This window comes from Lacrimispora sphenoides JCM 1415, from assembly GCF_900105615.1.
GTDB lineage: Bacteria > Bacillota > Clostridia > Lachnospirales > Lachnospiraceae > Lacrimispora > Lacrimispora sphenoides.
This window is the reverse complement of the sequence record NZ_LT630003.1, coordinates 1,513,658-1,530,857: the sequence shown is the minus strand read 5'-3', so window position 1 is coordinate 1,530,857 and position 17,200 is coordinate 1,513,658. Positions and strand designations below refer to the sequence as shown.

At 44.0% G+C, this 17,200-nt stretch carries 17 protein-coding genes; all 17 read right to left on the bottom strand.

All coding sequences use genetic code 11. The features are described 5' to 3' along the window. Positions 1-102: 102 nt before the first annotated feature. Positions 103-1,068, bottom strand: coding sequence for an ABC transporter permease (locus tag BMX69_RS06800; RefSeq protein ID WP_054791266.1), 966 nt, complete (start codon positions 1,066-1,068; stop codon positions 103-105). Then, positions 1,065-2,585 carry a sugar ABC transporter ATP-binding protein gene (locus tag BMX69_RS06795; RefSeq protein WP_100041928.1) on the bottom strand — a complete coding sequence of 507 codons (1,521 nt, stop codon included), beginning with the start codon at positions 2,583-2,585 and terminating at the stop codon, positions 1,065-1,067. Before BMX69_RS06795 ends, BMX69_RS06800 begins: the two co-directional genes overlap by 4 nt. Before the next feature lie 30 nt (positions 2,586-2,615). Then, positions 2,616-3,590, bottom strand: coding sequence for a substrate-binding domain-containing protein (locus BMX69_RS06790; protein ID WP_054791261.1), 975 nt, complete (start codon positions 3,588-3,590; stop codon positions 2,616-2,618). A 26-nt stretch (positions 3,591-3,616) separates the two neighbouring features. Beyond that, entirely contained in the window at positions 3,617-4,267 is a 651-nt protein-coding gene (gene dhaL, locus BMX69_RS24395; protein ID WP_242941377.1) for a dihydroxyacetone kinase subunit DhaL, read from the bottom strand. Further along, positions 4,264-5,262 carry a dihydroxyacetone kinase subunit DhaK gene (locus BMX69_RS24390; protein WP_054791812.1) on the bottom strand — a complete coding sequence of 333 codons (999 nt, stop codon included), beginning with the start codon at positions 5,260-5,262 and terminating at the stop codon, positions 4,264-4,266. Before BMX69_RS24390 ends, dhaL begins: the two co-directional genes overlap by 4 nt. Further along, positions 5,255-6,115, bottom strand: a complete 861-nt coding sequence (locus BMX69_RS06780) for a class II fructose-bisphosphate aldolase (protein WP_054791810.1) — start codon at positions 6,113-6,115, stop codon at positions 5,255-5,257. Before BMX69_RS06780 ends, BMX69_RS24390 begins: the two co-directional genes overlap by 8 nt. 45 nt (positions 6,116-6,160) lie before the next feature. Beyond that, positions 6,161-7,081: a 1-phosphofructokinase family hexose kinase gene (locus BMX69_RS06775; protein ID WP_092249386.1), complete on the bottom strand. Its 921-nt coding sequence runs from the start codon at positions 7,079-7,081 to the stop codon at positions 6,161-6,163. A 139-nt stretch (positions 7,082-7,220) separates the two neighbouring features. After that, positions 7,221-7,967 (bottom strand): MurR/RpiR family transcriptional regulator, encoded by a 747-nt coding sequence (locus BMX69_RS06770; protein WP_054791809.1) that lies wholly within the window; start codon positions 7,965-7,967, stop codon positions 7,221-7,223. A 179-nt stretch (positions 7,968-8,146) separates the two neighbouring features. Next, positions 8,147-9,166 (bottom strand): substrate-binding domain-containing protein, encoded by a 1,020-nt coding sequence (locus BMX69_RS06765; RefSeq protein ID WP_100041927.1) that lies wholly within the window; start codon positions 9,164-9,166, stop codon positions 8,147-8,149. 41 nt (positions 9,167-9,207) lie between these two features. Beyond that, complete coding sequence (locus tag BMX69_RS06760; protein ID WP_054791808.1) at positions 9,208-10,170, bottom strand: ABC transporter permease; 963 nt, start codon at positions 10,168-10,170, stop codon at positions 9,208-9,210. Beyond that, positions 10,154-11,665 carry a sugar ABC transporter ATP-binding protein gene (locus BMX69_RS06755; RefSeq protein ID WP_092249377.1) on the bottom strand — a complete coding sequence of 504 codons (1,512 nt, stop codon included), beginning with the start codon at positions 11,663-11,665 and terminating at the stop codon, positions 10,154-10,156. The genes BMX69_RS06760 and BMX69_RS06755 overlap by 17 nt, the downstream gene beginning before the upstream one ends. Before the next feature lie 30 nt (positions 11,666-11,695). Further along, positions 11,696-12,094, bottom strand: a complete 399-nt coding sequence (gene rbsD / locus BMX69_RS06750) for a D-ribose pyranase (protein WP_025232933.1) — start codon at positions 12,092-12,094, stop codon at positions 11,696-11,698. Beyond that, complete coding sequence (gene rbsK, locus BMX69_RS06745) at positions 12,088-13,032, bottom strand: ribokinase (RefSeq protein ID WP_100041926.1); 945 nt, start codon at positions 13,030-13,032, stop codon at positions 12,088-12,090. The genes rbsD and rbsK overlap by 7 nt, the downstream gene beginning before the upstream one ends. A gap of 17 nt (positions 13,033-13,049) precedes the next feature. Continuing rightward, positions 13,050-13,685: a deoxyribose-phosphate aldolase gene (gene deoC / locus BMX69_RS06740; RefSeq protein ID WP_054791807.1), complete on the bottom strand. Its 636-nt coding sequence runs from the start codon at positions 13,683-13,685 to the stop codon at positions 13,050-13,052. Between the two features lie 88 nt (positions 13,686-13,773). Next, entirely contained in the window at positions 13,774-14,787 is a 1,014-nt protein-coding gene (locus BMX69_RS06735) for a LacI family DNA-binding transcriptional regulator (protein WP_025232930.1), read from the bottom strand. Between the two features lie 283 nt (positions 14,788-15,070). Next, positions 15,071-15,505, bottom strand: a complete 435-nt coding sequence (locus tag BMX69_RS06730; RefSeq protein ID WP_054791806.1) for a VOC family protein — start codon at positions 15,503-15,505, stop codon at positions 15,071-15,073. A gap of 287 nt (positions 15,506-15,792) precedes the next feature. Further along, positions 15,793-17,196: a M24 family metallopeptidase gene (locus BMX69_RS06725; protein WP_242941376.1), complete on the bottom strand. Its 1,404-nt coding sequence runs from the start codon at positions 17,194-17,196 to the stop codon at positions 15,793-15,795. Positions 17,197-17,200: the final 4 nt, after the last annotated feature.

The following is a 17,200-nucleotide window of genomic DNA, read 5'->3' as shown; positions in this document are numbered from 1 at the left end:
CTTGCTTTCATGAGGTATTCTTCCTCTTCCAGCTTCATTGTATCATGCTATGCTTCTGGTTAAAAGAAGTAATCTATGCCGGAAACTATATCATTACCAGCATCACTCATTGCTCTGTAACCGGTCAATCACCACTGCAATGAGAATAATAACTCCCATGGCAATGGTCTGCCAGTAAGAGGATATGCCTAACAGACTCAATGCATTATTTATGATTCCGATGACAAAGAGTCCAAAGATCGTCTGCACCATACCGCCCCGTCCTCCGGACATGCTGGTGCCTCCCATAGCCACAGCAGCAATGGCATTCAGCTCATATCCGGCTGCAGCTGTTGCCTGACCGTTCTGTAGTTTCGAAGCCAATACCGCACCTGCAAGGGCCGCTAAGATTCCGCAGATAATATAAACGGACATTTTGATCTTCCTGACCTGGATTCCGCTGAGTTTTGCAACCTCTGTATTGCTTCCTACCGCATAAATGTATCTGCCGTAACAGGTTCTTCCAAGAATAAAAATGGCAGTACCAATCACCAAAAACATGAGTATGACAGATACCGGCACCGGACCAACCGAGCGAAGTCCTACCCAGCCAAAAGAAGCCGGAAGTCCGAATATCGGTTTTGCATCTGTAAAAACATATCCCAGACCTCTTGCGGCATTCATCATCGCCAGTGTGGCGATAAAGGGCGGAACGTTTAAAACAGATACAAATAATCCGTTGATGCTGCCGCAAATTCCTCCGACCACAACAGATGTTGCCATAATCACACACAAGCTCAGCCCTATGCCGGCATCCGGAAACAGCTTGATGCAGGCTGCTGCTGCAATACCGGCAAGCGCCGCAACAGAGCCAACGGATAAATCAATTCCATCAGAAAGAATCACAAACGTCATGCCGGTTGCAATCAATGCATTAATTGCAATTTGAATCAATACATTCTTAAAGTTACCGATGGTTGCAAACCTGGGAACAAACATCAGGCAAAGTGCAAATAAAAGGATCAGGAAAATCAGCATGGTATTGTCTTTTGCAAATGTCAGATATTTATTTGGTTTTTGTTTATTCATTCTTTTGCCCTCCCGGAACTTTCTGTGCTGATGCTTGCCAATCCCATGATTTTTTCTTCCGAAGCCTCTTTGGTATCTATAAATCCTGAAACAGTGCCTTCCCTCATGATCATAATCCGGTCTGCAACTCCAAGAATTTCAGGCAGATCAGAAGAAACCATGATAATGCTGCCTCCTGCCTCTACAAACTCCTTCATTAAGTTGTAGATTTCAGCTTTTGCATTGACATCAATCCCCCTGGTAGGCTCGTCCATGATCAAAATACGGGAGCCTGCAAGAAGCCACCTTGCAATGACCACCTTCTGCTGGTTACCACCTGAGAGATTTTTAATCCTGGTCTTGATCCCGGGAGTTTTCGTTCCCATCTTTTTCACATATTCCTCTGACGCTGCCTTTTCCCAGGCGAAATCGATCAATCCCTTTTTAGACCTTTGAAACAAGCTGGATAACGTCGTATTGATGGCTACATTCTTTTCAAGAAGCAGCCCCTGGCCCCTTCTGTCCTCCGGAACAAGGCCAATCCCGGATGCAACCCCATCCTTTACTGATTTCGGCTGGTATGGTCTGCCATAGACAAACATAGAACCAGAGTCCGGGGCATCCGCTCCGAACACAGTTCTCATCACTTCTGTCCGTCCAGCGCCGATCAATCCTGCAACACCCAGGATTTCTCCTCTTCTCAGCTGAAACGTGACATTGTGGAACGTACCGCCTCGACCCAGGTTTTCTACGGATAACACAATTTCATCCTTCACTGCATGTTCAGACCGGAAATAGAACTGCTTCATTTCTCTTCCGACCATCTTGTTGATCATTTCTTCTTCTGAAATTTGAGATAAGGGCAGTGTTATAACAACCTTTCCATCTCTTAAAATCGTAATATCATCCCCTATTTCGCGTATTTCCTTCAAACGGTGGGATATATAAATAACCGCTACATTTTCTTCCTTTAAAGACTTTATGACTTTAAACAAGGCCCCCACTTCTTTTTCCGACAAGGAGGAGGTAGGCTCATCCATGATGACCATGGAACTGTTTTGGGATACTGCCCTGGCGATTTCGACCATCTGCTTATCCCCATTGGCCAGCTTTCTGATAAATGTCCTGGGGTCTATTTGCATTCCCAATGATTCCAGCAGCTTACCGGCTTCCTGATTCATCTTTTGCTTATCAATCAACCCTAAGGGGGTTTTTGGTTCCCTTCCAAGGAAGATGTTTTCAGCAATCGTCAGATCAGGTATCACACTGAGCTCCTGATGGATCACACTGATTCCTTTCCCTAAGGATTCTCTGGTGTTTTCAAATCTTTCTTTATTTCCTCTGACAATCAGATTCCCTTCATCCGATTGATATACCCCTGAGATAATTTTTATAATTGTAGATTTCCCTGCACCATTTTCCCCCAGCAGAACGTGGACTCTGCCAGGGGAAAAATTGATGGAAACGTCATTCAGTGCTTTTACGCCAGGGAAGGATTTACTAATGTGTTCTAAAGCAACGAAAGCCTGTTCTTTCATTGCATCTCACTCCTTCCGTTGTAGGTTGTATTATTTTAAGTTGCTTGCGTCAACCACTCTGGGTGGAATAGGAATTAATTTTTCAACAGACTCACCGGCCAGATGCTTCTTAATGCATTCCAAGGTTGTTATTCCAATGGCTGACGGATCCTGAGCAATATCAGCAATCCAGTTTCCGCCGCTTAAAATTGCTTCAATACCTTCCGGATTTCCGTCAAAACCAATCACTTTTACATTACTTCCCACCGCATCAATGGAGGACATGGCGCCTACGGCCGCGGGATCGCCGACGCAGAATACCACATCAAGGTTTTCATGCTTTAACAGCATATTCTGCATAACCTCTGCCGCTTTTCCCTGGTCTCCTGAATAGTTCTGTACATCCACAACCGATACATCGGGAGCATTTTTACTAAGCCATTCTGTAAACCCTTTTTCACGCTGTACGCAGCCTTCAATCTCTGCATATGTAATAACTGCCGCCTGACCGGCTTTTTGTTTCAGGATATGTTCTACCGCATATTCAGCAGCCAGTTCTCCGCCTCTGTAATTATCGGTTGAAATATGGCTGATTACCTCTCCATCCGACGCAACATCCATGGTAAATACCGGTATACCGGCTGCATCAGCCAGTTCCACCATGGATTTACTTCCGGCGGAGTTGGTTGGACAAATGACGATGGCATCTACTTTTTGTGTAATGAAATCCTGTACCTGATTCAGCTGTTTGTTGCCATCTCCGGCCGCATCCTGGATGATCAGCTGATATCCCATTTCTTTTGCCTTTTCATTCATAGCTGCCTCTATGTTATTATAGAAAACATGCGCATTGTTTAACAGGCTGACACCCACTGTGATGATTTTGTCATTGGTTTCCTTAGGCTTTGAAGCTTCCTCGCTTCCTGCATTTGTTGCCACTGCCGGTTCCTGTGCGGCTTTCTGGCATCCTGCCAGACTCAAAACTACTGCTCCTGCGACTAAAAATCTCTTTAATGCTTTCTTCATGTTGCGTAACCTCCCATAATTTTTATTTATATCAAGTTATTTGATACCCAATCCGACATAGCCTGGAAAATCAGCCATACGGATGTAGCACCCGCATCCTGCAGTCCAATCGCCTTGTCCCCGTAATATTTAGCCCTTCCAAATCTGGCTCTTATCTCTTTTGTATATTCAACACCTTTTTTTGCCGCTGCTGCAGCCATGGAAAATCCCTCATGGATGGTCAGCCCCTGGGAAGCGGCGTGTTCTAACGCAGCAACGGCTGGCTCCAATGCATCCACCATAGTCTTATCTCCGACCCTGGCCTTCCCTCTTTGCATAATGGCATCCAGGGATACCCGAAAGCTTTCCGCAAAATCCGAAAGCCCAAAACAACAGGAGGGTTCTCGACGGATAACACCGCTGATAAACATGGTACCAAACAAAACACCTGAGGCTCCGCCCATGGTATCAAGCAGGATCCGCCCCAATTCCTGGAATACGGATTCCACGGATTCTGCTTCCAGGGAAGGAAGCTGTTCCAGAACCGCTTTAAACCCCAGTTCCATTCCCGTGCCATGATCTCCATCTCCTATTTTCATATCAATTTCTGTCAGATACGGCTCATTTATCACAATCCGGTCGGCAACACACAGAAAAAGCTGCTTTACCTGATCCGCATTTAGTTGATCCACATTCATCTGCTGCCTCCTTGAAACCGGAATAATGGGGATTTACAGGGTTTTTGATATAATTCTTTCAACTCATCATCAAGGATCAGGATTGATACGGAAAAACCACCGGTTCCCTGAGGGGAAAACAGGGTATCAATGAATGAATGAACATTGACAATTCCGTTTGCCTCTGCAATTTCACTCACTTTCCGGCTTACGATGCAAAGTTCCAGCATGCTGGTAAATCCGTAACCATTCACCATAAATGCAGCCTCACAGCCTGCCGGGACCTCATTTAACAACTGTTCCATGAGCGCTTCTGTTATCGCATCTGCTGACGAGAGCTCTTCCCGTTTCGTTCCGGGCTCTCCATTAAATCCCATTCCATACTCCACAAAGCCATCCGGAAGCTCGCACATCGCCTTTCCTGACCCGGGCATATATCCCGGGGAGGTGGTTACACCAAAGGTTCTGGTGTTTTTGCCTGCTTTCTCAACCACCCGTTTCATTTCTTCCAGACCATAGCCTTCTTTTGATGCTGCCCCCGCAATTTTAACCATAAAGGAAATTCCTGCTATCCCCCTGCGCTCCTCCTTTTTTTCCAGGGGAGCCGATGAAATATCATCAGATACATAAATGCAATGGGACTTAATTCCTTCCAATTCAGCCAGTTCCCGCACCAGTTCAAAATTCAGTACATCTCCGGCATGGTTTGCAGCGATAAAAATGACGCCCTTATCATGAGGCACTGACCTTGTCACTTCCAATACGGTACGGGAAGGCGGCGCTGTATAAACATTTCCCAGGGCAGCTCCGTCCGCCAGGCCCTCTCCAACAAATCCCAGAACCCACGGTTCATTCCCAGATCCTCCGGCAATGACCACCGACACCTTATCTTCTTCCCTTTTATTTTTAATTCCCATAACGCCAGGTACCTTGCAGTACAGGTCCGGATTTAAGGAAAGATAGCCTTCCAGCATCTCCGGTACCATCCGCTCCTGGCTATTGATCAGCTTATTCATAATTTCCTGCTTTCCCCCCGCTGCCGCAAACTGAAATTTTGTTCCATACATAATGCTTTACAAACTCTCTGCCTCTTTTGCCATAAGTTTTTGGATCAATAACGGATTGGTTTTCTTTTAGAACCGCTTTCACCCCTTCGCTAAATGCGATTCGTAAATCCGTTGCATAATTGACTTTGCAAATGCCTTCGCGGATGCATTCCTGCACGGTTTCATCCGCAAGGCCGGAGGTTCCATGGAGTACAAGGGGTATGGAAACCTTCTTCCTGATTTCCTTTAGTATATCAATTCGGATATTGGGAACCCCGGAATATACGCCATGTGCGGTTCCGATGGATACCGCAAGATAATCGATCCCTGTCTTTTCCACAAAATAAGCGGCTTCATCCGGTGATGTGAATCCTCCGTCACCGCCCTCCAGATCATCTTCCTTTCCTCCCACACGTCCAAGCTCCCCTTCGACCGGTATGTAAGACGGATGGCAGGCAGCCACAACGGACTTTGATATAGCCGCATTCTCTTCCAGGGACAAATGGGAACCGTCTATCATAATGGATGTATAACCCTCACGAAGGGCCTGCATCGCCAGTTCAAAGCTGCTGCCATGATCCAGGTGAAGCGCCACAGGGACAGAAGCGAGTTCGGCGGCTGCTTTTACATTCGCATAGTACAGGTTTAAGCCTCCGTATTTTACTGTAGACGGCGTCGTCTGCAGAATCACCGGCGCGTGAAGCTCCTCCGCCGCATCTATGACAGCCATAACCATTTCCATGTTTTCCACATTAAAGGCACCGACAGCATAGTCTCCTTTTTGGGCATCAAGTAACATTTTTTTAGAAGTAACTAACGGCATTTTTCTCTCTCCTATTCTTATGACAATCATGAAACAGCATCATGTTCATTCCACCCTTCTTACATCAATTTCCTTCTCATAATCATCTACCTTATCCATGGGTCCCAATCCGTTGCTCTCAGCCACGTTTGCCCCTACTGCCGCAGAACGCTTTAATGCTTGTTCTACCTCCCCCGGCTGATCAAGCCATACGCTTAAAAATCCGGCAAGGCATGCATCTCCCGCGCAGGCAGAGCTGACCAGCTCAACGTTCTTTGTACCTGCAAAAAATACAGATTTCCCATTATAAAAATAGGATCCCCGGTCCCCCAGTGTAATAAGGATATTTTGTGCCCCCTTCTCGTGCAGATAGTGGAGGGCATCGACCATATCTGCTTCATCCCGCATAATGATTCCAAAAATATCTTTTACTTCCTCATCATTGGGCTTAATTAAGTACGGTCGGTAATGCATCAAGTCCTTTAAGTAATCGGAACTAATATCTAAAATTACCTTTACCTGTTTTTTTCTGCATATCTCCATTACCTCATCATAAAACTGGTTTCCGATCCCCTTTGGCAGGCTTCCGCTGATTACCAGCGTATCTAAATCAGCAAGTCCGTTCATAATCCGGAGCATATCCTCCTGCTTCCTGTCAGATACATAGGACCCTTCATTTACAAACTTGAACTCCTCTTTCCCATCGTTTATAAAAATATTAATCCGTGTGATATCTTCCACCCAGACCGGAAAGGTTTCAATGGATTTCTTCTGAGTCTCCTCAACGATATACTTTCCTGAAAAATCTCCGAAAAAGCCAAGAACTTTTGATTGGATATGGAACCGTTTCAAACAATAGCTTACATTCAGCCCCTTACCATTGGGAGTATAAACAGCACCATACGTCCGGTTTACTACTTTTGCCTGTATCCCATTGGTTGAAATATTCATATCAATCGCAGGATTTGTAGTCAAAGTATAGATCATCTTCTATTGCACCTCACCTTTTTTCAGAACTTCTGCTCATTTGCCATTATATATAGAAATCCCATGAAAATCTTTTCAGAAATTGAAAACCCAGCAAAGCCAAGATACAAAAAAAGGGCCGGATTTTTCATCCGCCCTGTTATTTCTTGCGATAGGTTGATATGTAATCAATGATAATTCTGCAAATCATATGCAACGCAATTCTTGATGAGACTTCAAATTCCTTGATTGCCTGATGGGAATGCTTATATCCGATAAGGGAATAATTGCTGTATAACAACAGCTTGGACTTCTCATTACAACAGCAGGTAATCACACGGTTTCCACGGTGAAAGGCAGTACATGCGGAGGCGATCAGCTCCGGAGTTTCTCCGTTTAAAGACAAGAGAAACAAAACATCGTCTGCTTTTAGTTTTGAAGCTTTTACCTGCATGATGTTGGGATCGTCCGTATAAAAGACATCATAGTCCAGAAGCTGAAGCTTTAAAGAAAACTCCTGCCCAACATAAGTAGTCGGCCCTCTTGCGAAAACCGATATCTGCCGGGCAGAATCCAGGCATTTAATAATCTCCAGAACATCCGTAAGGGAAATACGTTCATGAACTTTCTGTGCCTCAATAAGGGTTTTATTGAGTATTTCATTTATGCCTTGTATTTCCTCGCTCTTTGCCTTATTAACGGAGCGGTACCGGAGCTCATTGAATCCGTTTAATCCGCACTTCCGGATTGCTCTGGAAACGGTAGAGGGAGAAGAATAGGTCTCAAATGCAATATCTACAATTGACATCTCAGGAAGGGTATCTTCATGTGTATTAATAAAATTTACGATTTCAAGCTCAGTTTTTGTTAACTTATCTACGGTCTTTGGATCAAGTGATATGATCATGACAACACCTCCTGTCTCATATTTTTGAATCCGGCTCATCATTATTAAAAACTGTAGAAATTATATCACAAACAATAACGAAAATCTTTTCAGAATTTACAAATATTGACACACCCTAATAAAGCTGCGGCATCAGACCGATTAATCCAGCCTGATGCCGCAGCTAATAAAAATATCGATTATTCTTTTGTAACTAAATCATTTACGTTATCAGCAGTTACCAGTTCGTTGTCCAGAATCACATACTTGTCAACGTCTTTGCCCTGCAGATAATTGTATGCAGAGTTCAAAATTGCTTTTCCAAGGAAGAAAGGCGGTTCTGCAATCGTTGCATTAACCTTTCCTGCTTTAATGGCCTCAATGGTGTCATCAATGGCATCGCAGCCGATCATGGTAATCTCGTCCAGACGGCCGGCAGCTTCGATCGCTTCCAAAGCTCCAAGAAGCATTTCATCGTTGGCTGCATATAATCCGTCGATGTGGTCGTTGGCCTGAAGGATGTTCTCCATAACGCTCATACCCTTTGCACGGTCAAAATCTGCAACCTGGCAGGCAACGATCTTCATGTCAGGATGCTGGCTTATGGCTTCGTTAAAGCCCTTGGAACGGCTCTGAGCCACATTGGTTCCCATAATACCCTGGATTTCTACGATATTTCCTTTGCCTCCCAGTGTATCTACCAGATACTCTCCGGCCAGCTTTCCGGATTTGATGGCATCGTAACCGATATGAGAAACCACTTCTCCGCCGCTTGCCTCACGGTCCATGGTAAGCACCGGGATACCGGCTTCGTTGCATGCTTCTATAGAAGATACGATTGCATCCGAATCACAAGTATCAATGATGATGCAGTCCGGTTTCTTGGTGATCAGGTTTTCTACATCCTTCATCTGAATTGAAGGATCATCCTGCGCATCTGTAATATAAAGTTCTACTCCTAATTCGTCTGCGGCTTTCTGTACCCCGTCTTTAACATCCACAAAGAATGGATTTGTCTGAGTATTCATAGCAAGTCCGATTACGTATTTCTTCTCCCCTGACTTAGCCTCTGCTTTAGCTTCCGCTGTTGTCGTAGCTGCTTCTGTCTGTGCGGTCTCCTGTTTGGTTTCAGACGCCTTCTCTCCGCTGCTGCATCCTGCCAATGATGCAAGGACAAATCCTGCGGCTGCCACTGCTGCCATGTGTTTTCTTTTGATCATAATCTTTTACCTTCCCTTCTTTTTTGCATTAATAGTTATATTTATTCTGCTTTCGCAGATAAATCCTTAACCTTTTTGTCCACCAGAACTGCAATGAGTACAACTGCGCCCTTTACAATATTGGTGGCATGGGGATTTACGTTCATAAGCGTAAGAATATTATCGATAATTCCCATGATCATAGCACCTACCACAGTAGGCAGCACAAATCCGGTTCCGCCGCTTAAGCTTGTACCTCCAAGTATGACCGCTGCAATGGCATCCATCTCGATCCCCTGTCCGCTGGTGGATTGTGCAGACCCCAGTCTGGCTGTTAAAACCACTGCCGCAATGCCGCTTAAAAAGCCATTAATGATGTAAGCCATCCATTCCGTTTTTTTTACGGAAATTCCGGATAAGCGGGCTGCTTCCCGGTTTCCGCCAAATGCATAAATGCTGCGTCCAAAGCTGGTTTGCGTCAATATGTAATGTGCCAGCAGGAAAAGTGCTATCAGTATAATAACAGGCACCGGAACCCCCAGAACCGTACCTTTTCCAATAAATTTATAAGAATCTACCTTGACCGGAATGGGAGAGCCTTTGGTGTAGACCAAAACACAGCCCCGAAGAAGTGTCATCATGCCAAGGGTAGCAATAAACGGAGGTATCCCGCACTGAGAAATAAAAAATCCATTTACGATTCCGCAGGTAATTCCGATTGCAACTGCTGTAAGCACAGCCAGAAAGGTATTGCCGGTGGAAGCCAGCACACCGGAGGCTACAACCCCGGCAAACCCCAGAATGGAACCTACGGACAAATCGATTCCGCCGGTAAGAATCACAAAGGTCATGCCGCATCCGATGATGCCGGCAACTGTCACCTGCTTAAAAACATTAAACAGGTTGGAAACACTTAAAAAGCTTTCTGACAAAAAGGCGGCAAAGATACAGATTACCAGTAAGATCAAAACCGAGCGATATATATTAATTTGGTTGATTAACCGTTTCTTAGTTTCCTGATTCATTTTCACTTACCCCTCCAGACGCATGTGCTAATATTTTTTCCTGATTCATTTCTTGTTTGGAGATTTCTAACACCGTTCGTCCTTCCCGCATAACAATGACGCGGTCACTGACCCCAATCAATTCCGGAAGATCCGTAGAAATTACAAGAATGCTCTTTCCCGCTTCCGTCAGCTTGTTCATAATGGCATAGATCTCCGCCTTGGCCCCCACATCAACTCCTCGTGTGGGTTCGTCTAAAATCAGAATATCAGAATCCGCTAAAAGCACCTTTGCAAACACTACTTTCTGCTGGTTTCCGCCGCTTAACTTTCCGGCAAGCTGCTGTGCAGAACTGACTTTAATATTAAGCGCTTTCACCTGTTCCTTTACACGGTCCATTTCCAGCCTGTTATCCAGCCGGAATCCTTTGGTCAGCTTTTTTAGAGAAGACATGGAGATATTTTCCTTGATGCTTCTTAATAAAACAAGCCCCTCCTGCTTCCTGTCATCCGAGACAAATCCGATTCCTGCTTCTAATGCTTTTCTGGGAGAAGAACAATCCTTCTTTTTACCATGTACGTAAATCTCTCCGCTGTCCATTGGAATAGCACCGTAAATCAGCTTGGAAAGTTCTATGGTACCGGCACCCAAAAGACCTGTAATCCCTAAAATTTCTCCTTTGTGAAGCTTTAAACTGACATCATGGACCCCACGGCTGTTTACTTTCCTGGCTTCAAATACCACTTCCTGGGTTTTGTAATCTCTTACCGGATACAGATTGGATACATTGCGTCCGACCATCATGGATACCACATCATCATAATCCGTCTCTCCAATGATTTTTGATGCAACGAATTTTCCGTCGCGGAAAACGGTTAGACGGTCTGAGATCTGAAAGATCTCATCCATGCGGTGGGATATGTAAATGATTGCAATTCCCTTTTTCTTCAGTTCCTCAATTGTCCGGAAGAGAATCTGTATTTCCTCATCTGCCAGTGCTGCGGTAGGCTCATCCATAATGATGATTTTTGCCCCGATGGTCAGGCACTTAGCAATCTCCGTCATCTGAGCCTCTGCCACTGACAGATTCTTTACCTTAGTCTTTGCACTGAATTTTAAGCCCAGATGATCCAGATTCTCCTGTGCATCCTGGTACAGCCTGTTCCAATCCACTTTCCCCAATGGACTTACCGGAAGTCTTCCAAGATACATGTTTTCTGCTACCGACATCTCTGGAACCATATTAAACTCCTGATAGATCATGGCGATTCCATGTTTTTCCGCATCTTTGGCAGAATGAAACACCACTTCTTTGTCATCCAGATACATGGCACCGGAAGTATAAGGCTGCGCTCCCGCGATTATTTTCATCAAGGTAGATTTTCCTGCCCCGTTTTCTCCGCACAGGGCATGGACTTCTCCTTCAAAGATCTCCAGATGAACCCCGTCAAGAGCCTTGACACCGGGAAACGTCTTTACGATTGATTCCAGTTTTAAAACTAACCTTCCTCCCATATGTTTTCACCACTTCCCCTTTGATTCCGGTCAATATGCGCATCCTGAGACCAATACTACGTTGGTATAGCCTGTAAATTCGCCTGTCAGGATGATTGCCTTGGCCCCTTCAGTCATCTTTTTTAATTCTTTATGGGGCACATACTCCACCGGAATTCCTTCCGGCAAGAGAGCCAGCGCCTTTTTATGTAGTTCAGGGCTTACTGCAAGTGCCTCCTCTGCAAATATGGCCTTTTCCGTTACCATATACTTTTCTATTTCTTCCAGTACTTCCAGATAAGCAGGACTTCCCGGCTTCCAGCCCAAGTCCACCCGTTCCACTCCCTTGGGAATGGGAAGTCCGGCATCTCCGATTACCAGCATATCCATATGCCTGAGTTCTGCCATGACTCTTGCTAATTGTGGGTGTAAAATTCCTGTTTTTAACATGAACGTTTCTCCTTCTCCTGCTCTTTAATAAATGAGTCAATTTCTTCCCTGTCAGGCATGGCCGGTGTGGTTCCGATCCGTTGTACCGAGATAGCGGCTAATGCATTGGCAAAGGCTGCCGCCTCCCATAGATCCTTTCCTTCTGCCAAGGCTGCCACCAGGCCGCCATTAAACGCATCGCCGGCACCGGTCGTATCTACTGCATTGACACGGTAAGCTGGCAGGATGCCCCTCTTCTTTGGAGTTGCTAAGTAAACACCTTTTCCCCCTAAGGTGATCAGTACATTTTTAACCCCTTTTTCAAAAAAGTAATCTGCAGCTCTTCCTGCATTCTCTTCCCCATCCACCGGTATCCCGGTTAAAATCTCAGCTTCTACCTCGTTCGGCGTGATTAAATCCACTTTACTTAAAATGCTGTCACTGACCGGCTGTACAGGAGCCGTATTTAAAATGATTTTTACGCCTTTTTCATATGCGATATCAATTACTTTTTCCACGGAAGAAATATTGGTTTCCAGCTGAGTTAACAAAAATTCCGACTGATCCAGCAAATCTGAAATAGATTCTACTTCTTCGTCTGTAATTGTGTCACAGGCGCCCAGAATGACAACTATTTCATTCTGGCTGGTGTTTTCATCCACCATGATTAGCGCACAGCCGGTCTCTGTCTGCCCTGTGCGGAATATCCGGTTTGTGTCCATTCCCAGGGTTTTCATGGTATTTAAGGCCACATCTGCGAATGCATCCTTCCCAAGCTTCGTTACCATGGTCACATCAGCTCCCGCCTTATGGGCAGCTACCCCCTGATTGAATCCCTTGCCGCCCGGACCCATCTTAAAAATACTTCCTTTAACGGTTTCTCCCGGGACCGGAAGATGAGGACTTCTTCCCATCAGATCCACTACAAAGCTTCCGAAAACTGTTACTTTTTTCCCCATAATCCTTCTCCTTTTTCTTATAGCAAGGCGATTCCGTTGCCTGCTCCTATCCGGTCCGCTCCGGCTTCTATCATGGCCCGTGCCTCTTCCGGTGTACGGATTCCTCCGCTAGCTTTTACTTTTGCCCTGTTTCCTACGGTCTGCTTCATAAGTGCTACATCTTCAGCTACAGCACCGCCTGTGCTAAAACCTGTGGATGTCTTTACAAAATCTGCTCCGGCTTCTATAGAAAGCTCGCAGGCTTTTACAATTTCCTCTTTCGTTAAGAGGCAGTTTTCTAAAATAACTTTTACAATTTTCCCCTGGGAGGCTTCTACAACTGCTTTTATATCTTCACGCACCAGATCATAATTTTTATCCTTCATGGCGCCGATGTTCATTACCGTATCTACTTCATCTGCCCCTGCCTTCACTGCTTCGGCGGCTTCAAAAGCTTTTGCAGAAGCTAACATTGCGCCCAGAGGGAAACCTACCACACAGCAAACAGCGACACCGCTGCCTTTTAATTCCTGTGCAACGAGAGGTACCTGGCAAGTATTCACACACACCGATGCAAATCCATATTCTTTTGCTTCTGAACAGTATCTTTTAATTGTTTCTGATGTGGCATCTGCCTTTAACATCGTGTGATCCACTAATTTAGCAATTTCCATTTTCTTCTCCTCTTTTCCTTCATTCTCTATCTCCCCGGATATGTAACCGGTTACATATCCGGGGTAAAAATAAACTGCTAACCGCAGCCTATTTTATTAATTCTGACCCGCGAAGCACCACCTGATATGGAACAAATATTTTCCTGCCGGAGCTTTTACTCTCCTTATGGGACAGCTTGTCAATCAGCATTGCCATAGCTTCATATCCCTGCCTCTTTGCATCACGTTCGATGGTTGATAGCCTGTAATCGATTATTTTAAGAGATTCAATCTGGTCAAAGCCTACCATTGATATGTCCCTGCCCATTTTAAGTTTCTGCTCGGTAAGATACTTAAGGACTCCCAGACTGGTCTGGTTATTGGAGGCAAAAATTGCAGTCGGCGGATCCGGAAGCCGCAGCAATTCTTTTGTCCGCTCATAGGCTTTGATAATCTTGAAATCTCCGGATACAATATACTCTTCCTTAAGTTCAATCCTATAATCCATTAAGGCCGCCTTGTATCCCTTTAACCGGTCCTTCCCCGGCATAGAAGTGCTTGGACCTGTTATGATTGCGATCTTTCGGTGTCCGGCATGGATCAGAGATTCCACTCCTTTATAAGCAGCGGCGGCATTCTCTACAAAAACACCATCCAAACTGGAATTTTTAATATTCCGGTCAACTAAAACCACTGGAATTCCCTTGTTTTCAAATTGTATCAGCTTATCCCGAGTGACCATATCAAGCTCGGAAACCGGGGTAATAATCAAACCGGAAAGTCTTTGGCCTTCTGCCATCTGAAGGTATTGATGCTCCCTTTCCTGCATTTCACCTGTATCAAACAAAACAATGTTATACTGGTTATTGACCGCTATCTCTCCCATTCCGCTTATAACACTGGAAAAAAACTCATTGGCTATATCCGGAACAATAACACCGATACTGGAAGAGTCACGGGTGCTTAAACTTCTTGCAATGGCATTCGGTACGAAATCCGCTTCTTCAATTGCTGCTAAAACCTTCTGCTTCGTTTCGTCCTTTACGTATCCTGACTGATTAATCACTCTGGACACTGTCGCAGAAGAAACACCTACTTTTTTGGCAATATCCCGTATATTCATTTTTAGTATCTCCTTTATGTAACCGGTTACATATGCATATTAACATATTGTATAACGAATGTAAAGCTTTTTTTATCATTTTTTACAAATGATTTGGAACCTTTTTTTGTATAATCAGAAAATAGTGCCAGATAAGAAGGTAATCCATGACAGTTATTATGAATGGAAGAATGGTAAAAAATAGCACGGTGGCAATCTCTGGTTTGCCGCCGTGCTTCTGAAAGATGGCCTACTTTATAAAGCCTTCTATAAAAATGATGAACAATAGTTTTACTTTCTTATATCATATAATCAACATATCATTCTCGTCAAACTTAAATTCAGGACCGTATGCAACCTCCCAAAAATAACCATCTGGGTCCGAAAAATAAGCATGATAACCGCCCCAAAAGACATCCTGCGGTTCTTTTTCAATTTGTGCACCGGCTTTTCTTGCTAATTCGATCACTTGATGTACTTCTTCTTTGCTTTTCACATTATAGGCCAATGTTATGCCACTAAAACCAGAGTGAATCTGCGGAGGATTGCTGTTGCTAATATCCTTTGCTAATAAGTCGATCGGATATAGTTCCAGTTTTAATCCTCCTGAGGTATTAAAAAAAATTACCGGTGGGTTATAGCCCGTTTCGTTTGTTTGAAAACCTAATCCATCTTTATAAAAGCGGATTGAATCTTCCATACTTCTTACACCTAAACATATTACATTTATTCGGTTCATTTAACTCCCTCCTTGCTACTTTTTTATTTAATTCCTGCAAATAGTATAATACAAGGAATACGACAACAGTATGTCTTATTTCTCATCTTATTTAAGATCTTTGAATGTTAGCGACCCTTCAATTAACATGAAGCTCAAAGTATGTTTTTGAGATGCCTGGTTCTAGGACACAAGGTATGAAAGCTTATAACCTACCCCTAACTACTTTTAGACCTATTTCATGAATGACTGCCAACAGCCGCCTTTCTTGCATTAAAAAAGATCTACAAAATAGTTCTAACACCCGTTCAAGACTTATTACAACACATTGCAGACGATTTGTTAAGAAGGAAAGGTCTCAAATAGCCAACTGTATTGGAAAGCGGAAGGATTTCATCCGATAAAGAAATATTTAAAGTTTGAGTTATATATTCTCTTCTTTCAAGAATCCGTTTCCATAAACCGGGATATTCTTCCTGAATCCTTACTCTCAGAGCTTCATCCGCAATGGCAATACAATCTTCCGCGCTTACGCCCGTATATCCTGGTACAGCTGGAATGATATCAATCTGAAAAATCATACCACTCTTAATTTTATTATCTGAGCCCGGATAAATAGGTGACGACATCCATTCCTCATCTGCGGTTAAATGTCCTGGATTTAAAGACCAGCCATACTGTTCTTTCGGGAAGACTGTCTCTATCAGCTGATAGATTTCCTTTCCAGTTTTATTTATCCTTAAATTTTCCAGCCATGCAACAACTGCATTGTAATAAGGATAAACAACTCTTCCCAGATAATCCTTCTGGCCCTGAGGAAGTTCTGTCTCATTACTGACCACAAGACCAGTCCTGCTTGAAAGTCCTCCTTTGAAGCCTGTTGTAAGAGAAAATGCATCTCCTCGCTGAATCTTTTTTGCAGTGGGATAGAGATTCGCCTGCTGAAATCTCTCTCCGGTTGCGGCAATCGGTACCACTGTATTAACCTGACCATCTGCCGTTAAGTATTTACCTATCTCGATTTCCGCCTTGTCCACTTCAATGGCATTTAGTGCATTTAAAATGCAGTTGGAGGAAAGATTGGCTCCATATTCATAATGAGCGATTTCATTTGCATTATTGGTAATACGAACACCTTTACCTGGCCCTATAAATAAATCATTTGCATTCACTAAATTCGCGTCTGGCCGTGCACTTCTCTTTAGTGCTTCAACAATATAGTAGGGAATATCAAAAGGACCTTCTTTCGCTTCAATGCCCGTAAATAGCTTCCAGCCCACAAGCCCTATTCTATTTGCCTGGTTCAATCCCTGCCGTTCAAAAATAGAATCCAAAGCAATTTCACTTTCCATAGACTGGTTTGGAAGCGAAAAGGAAGGGACATGGATAACATGGCCAGGCAGCCGGGTATATTGTCTCATCTTTAGATTTTCATTTCCTAAGAGGTAATATACCTTGAGATCCTGTTTTAAAATTAGCAAAGCTTCCTCAAAGCGCGGAATAAAGCCGGTTAAGTATTCGAAATTCCCACTATGCTCCTTGTCTGCATAAATTACCAGATAATCGAGTTTTCTTTCCTTCATTTCAGCTATAACCTTCTGATACCGCTCTTCCATCGTTTGGTCCGACAATAAAACAGGACAAACTTCATTGTAGGTTTTTGGCTCCGGCAAATTTGTATTTAAGTAAATTCGATCTAAATTTAACATCATAACT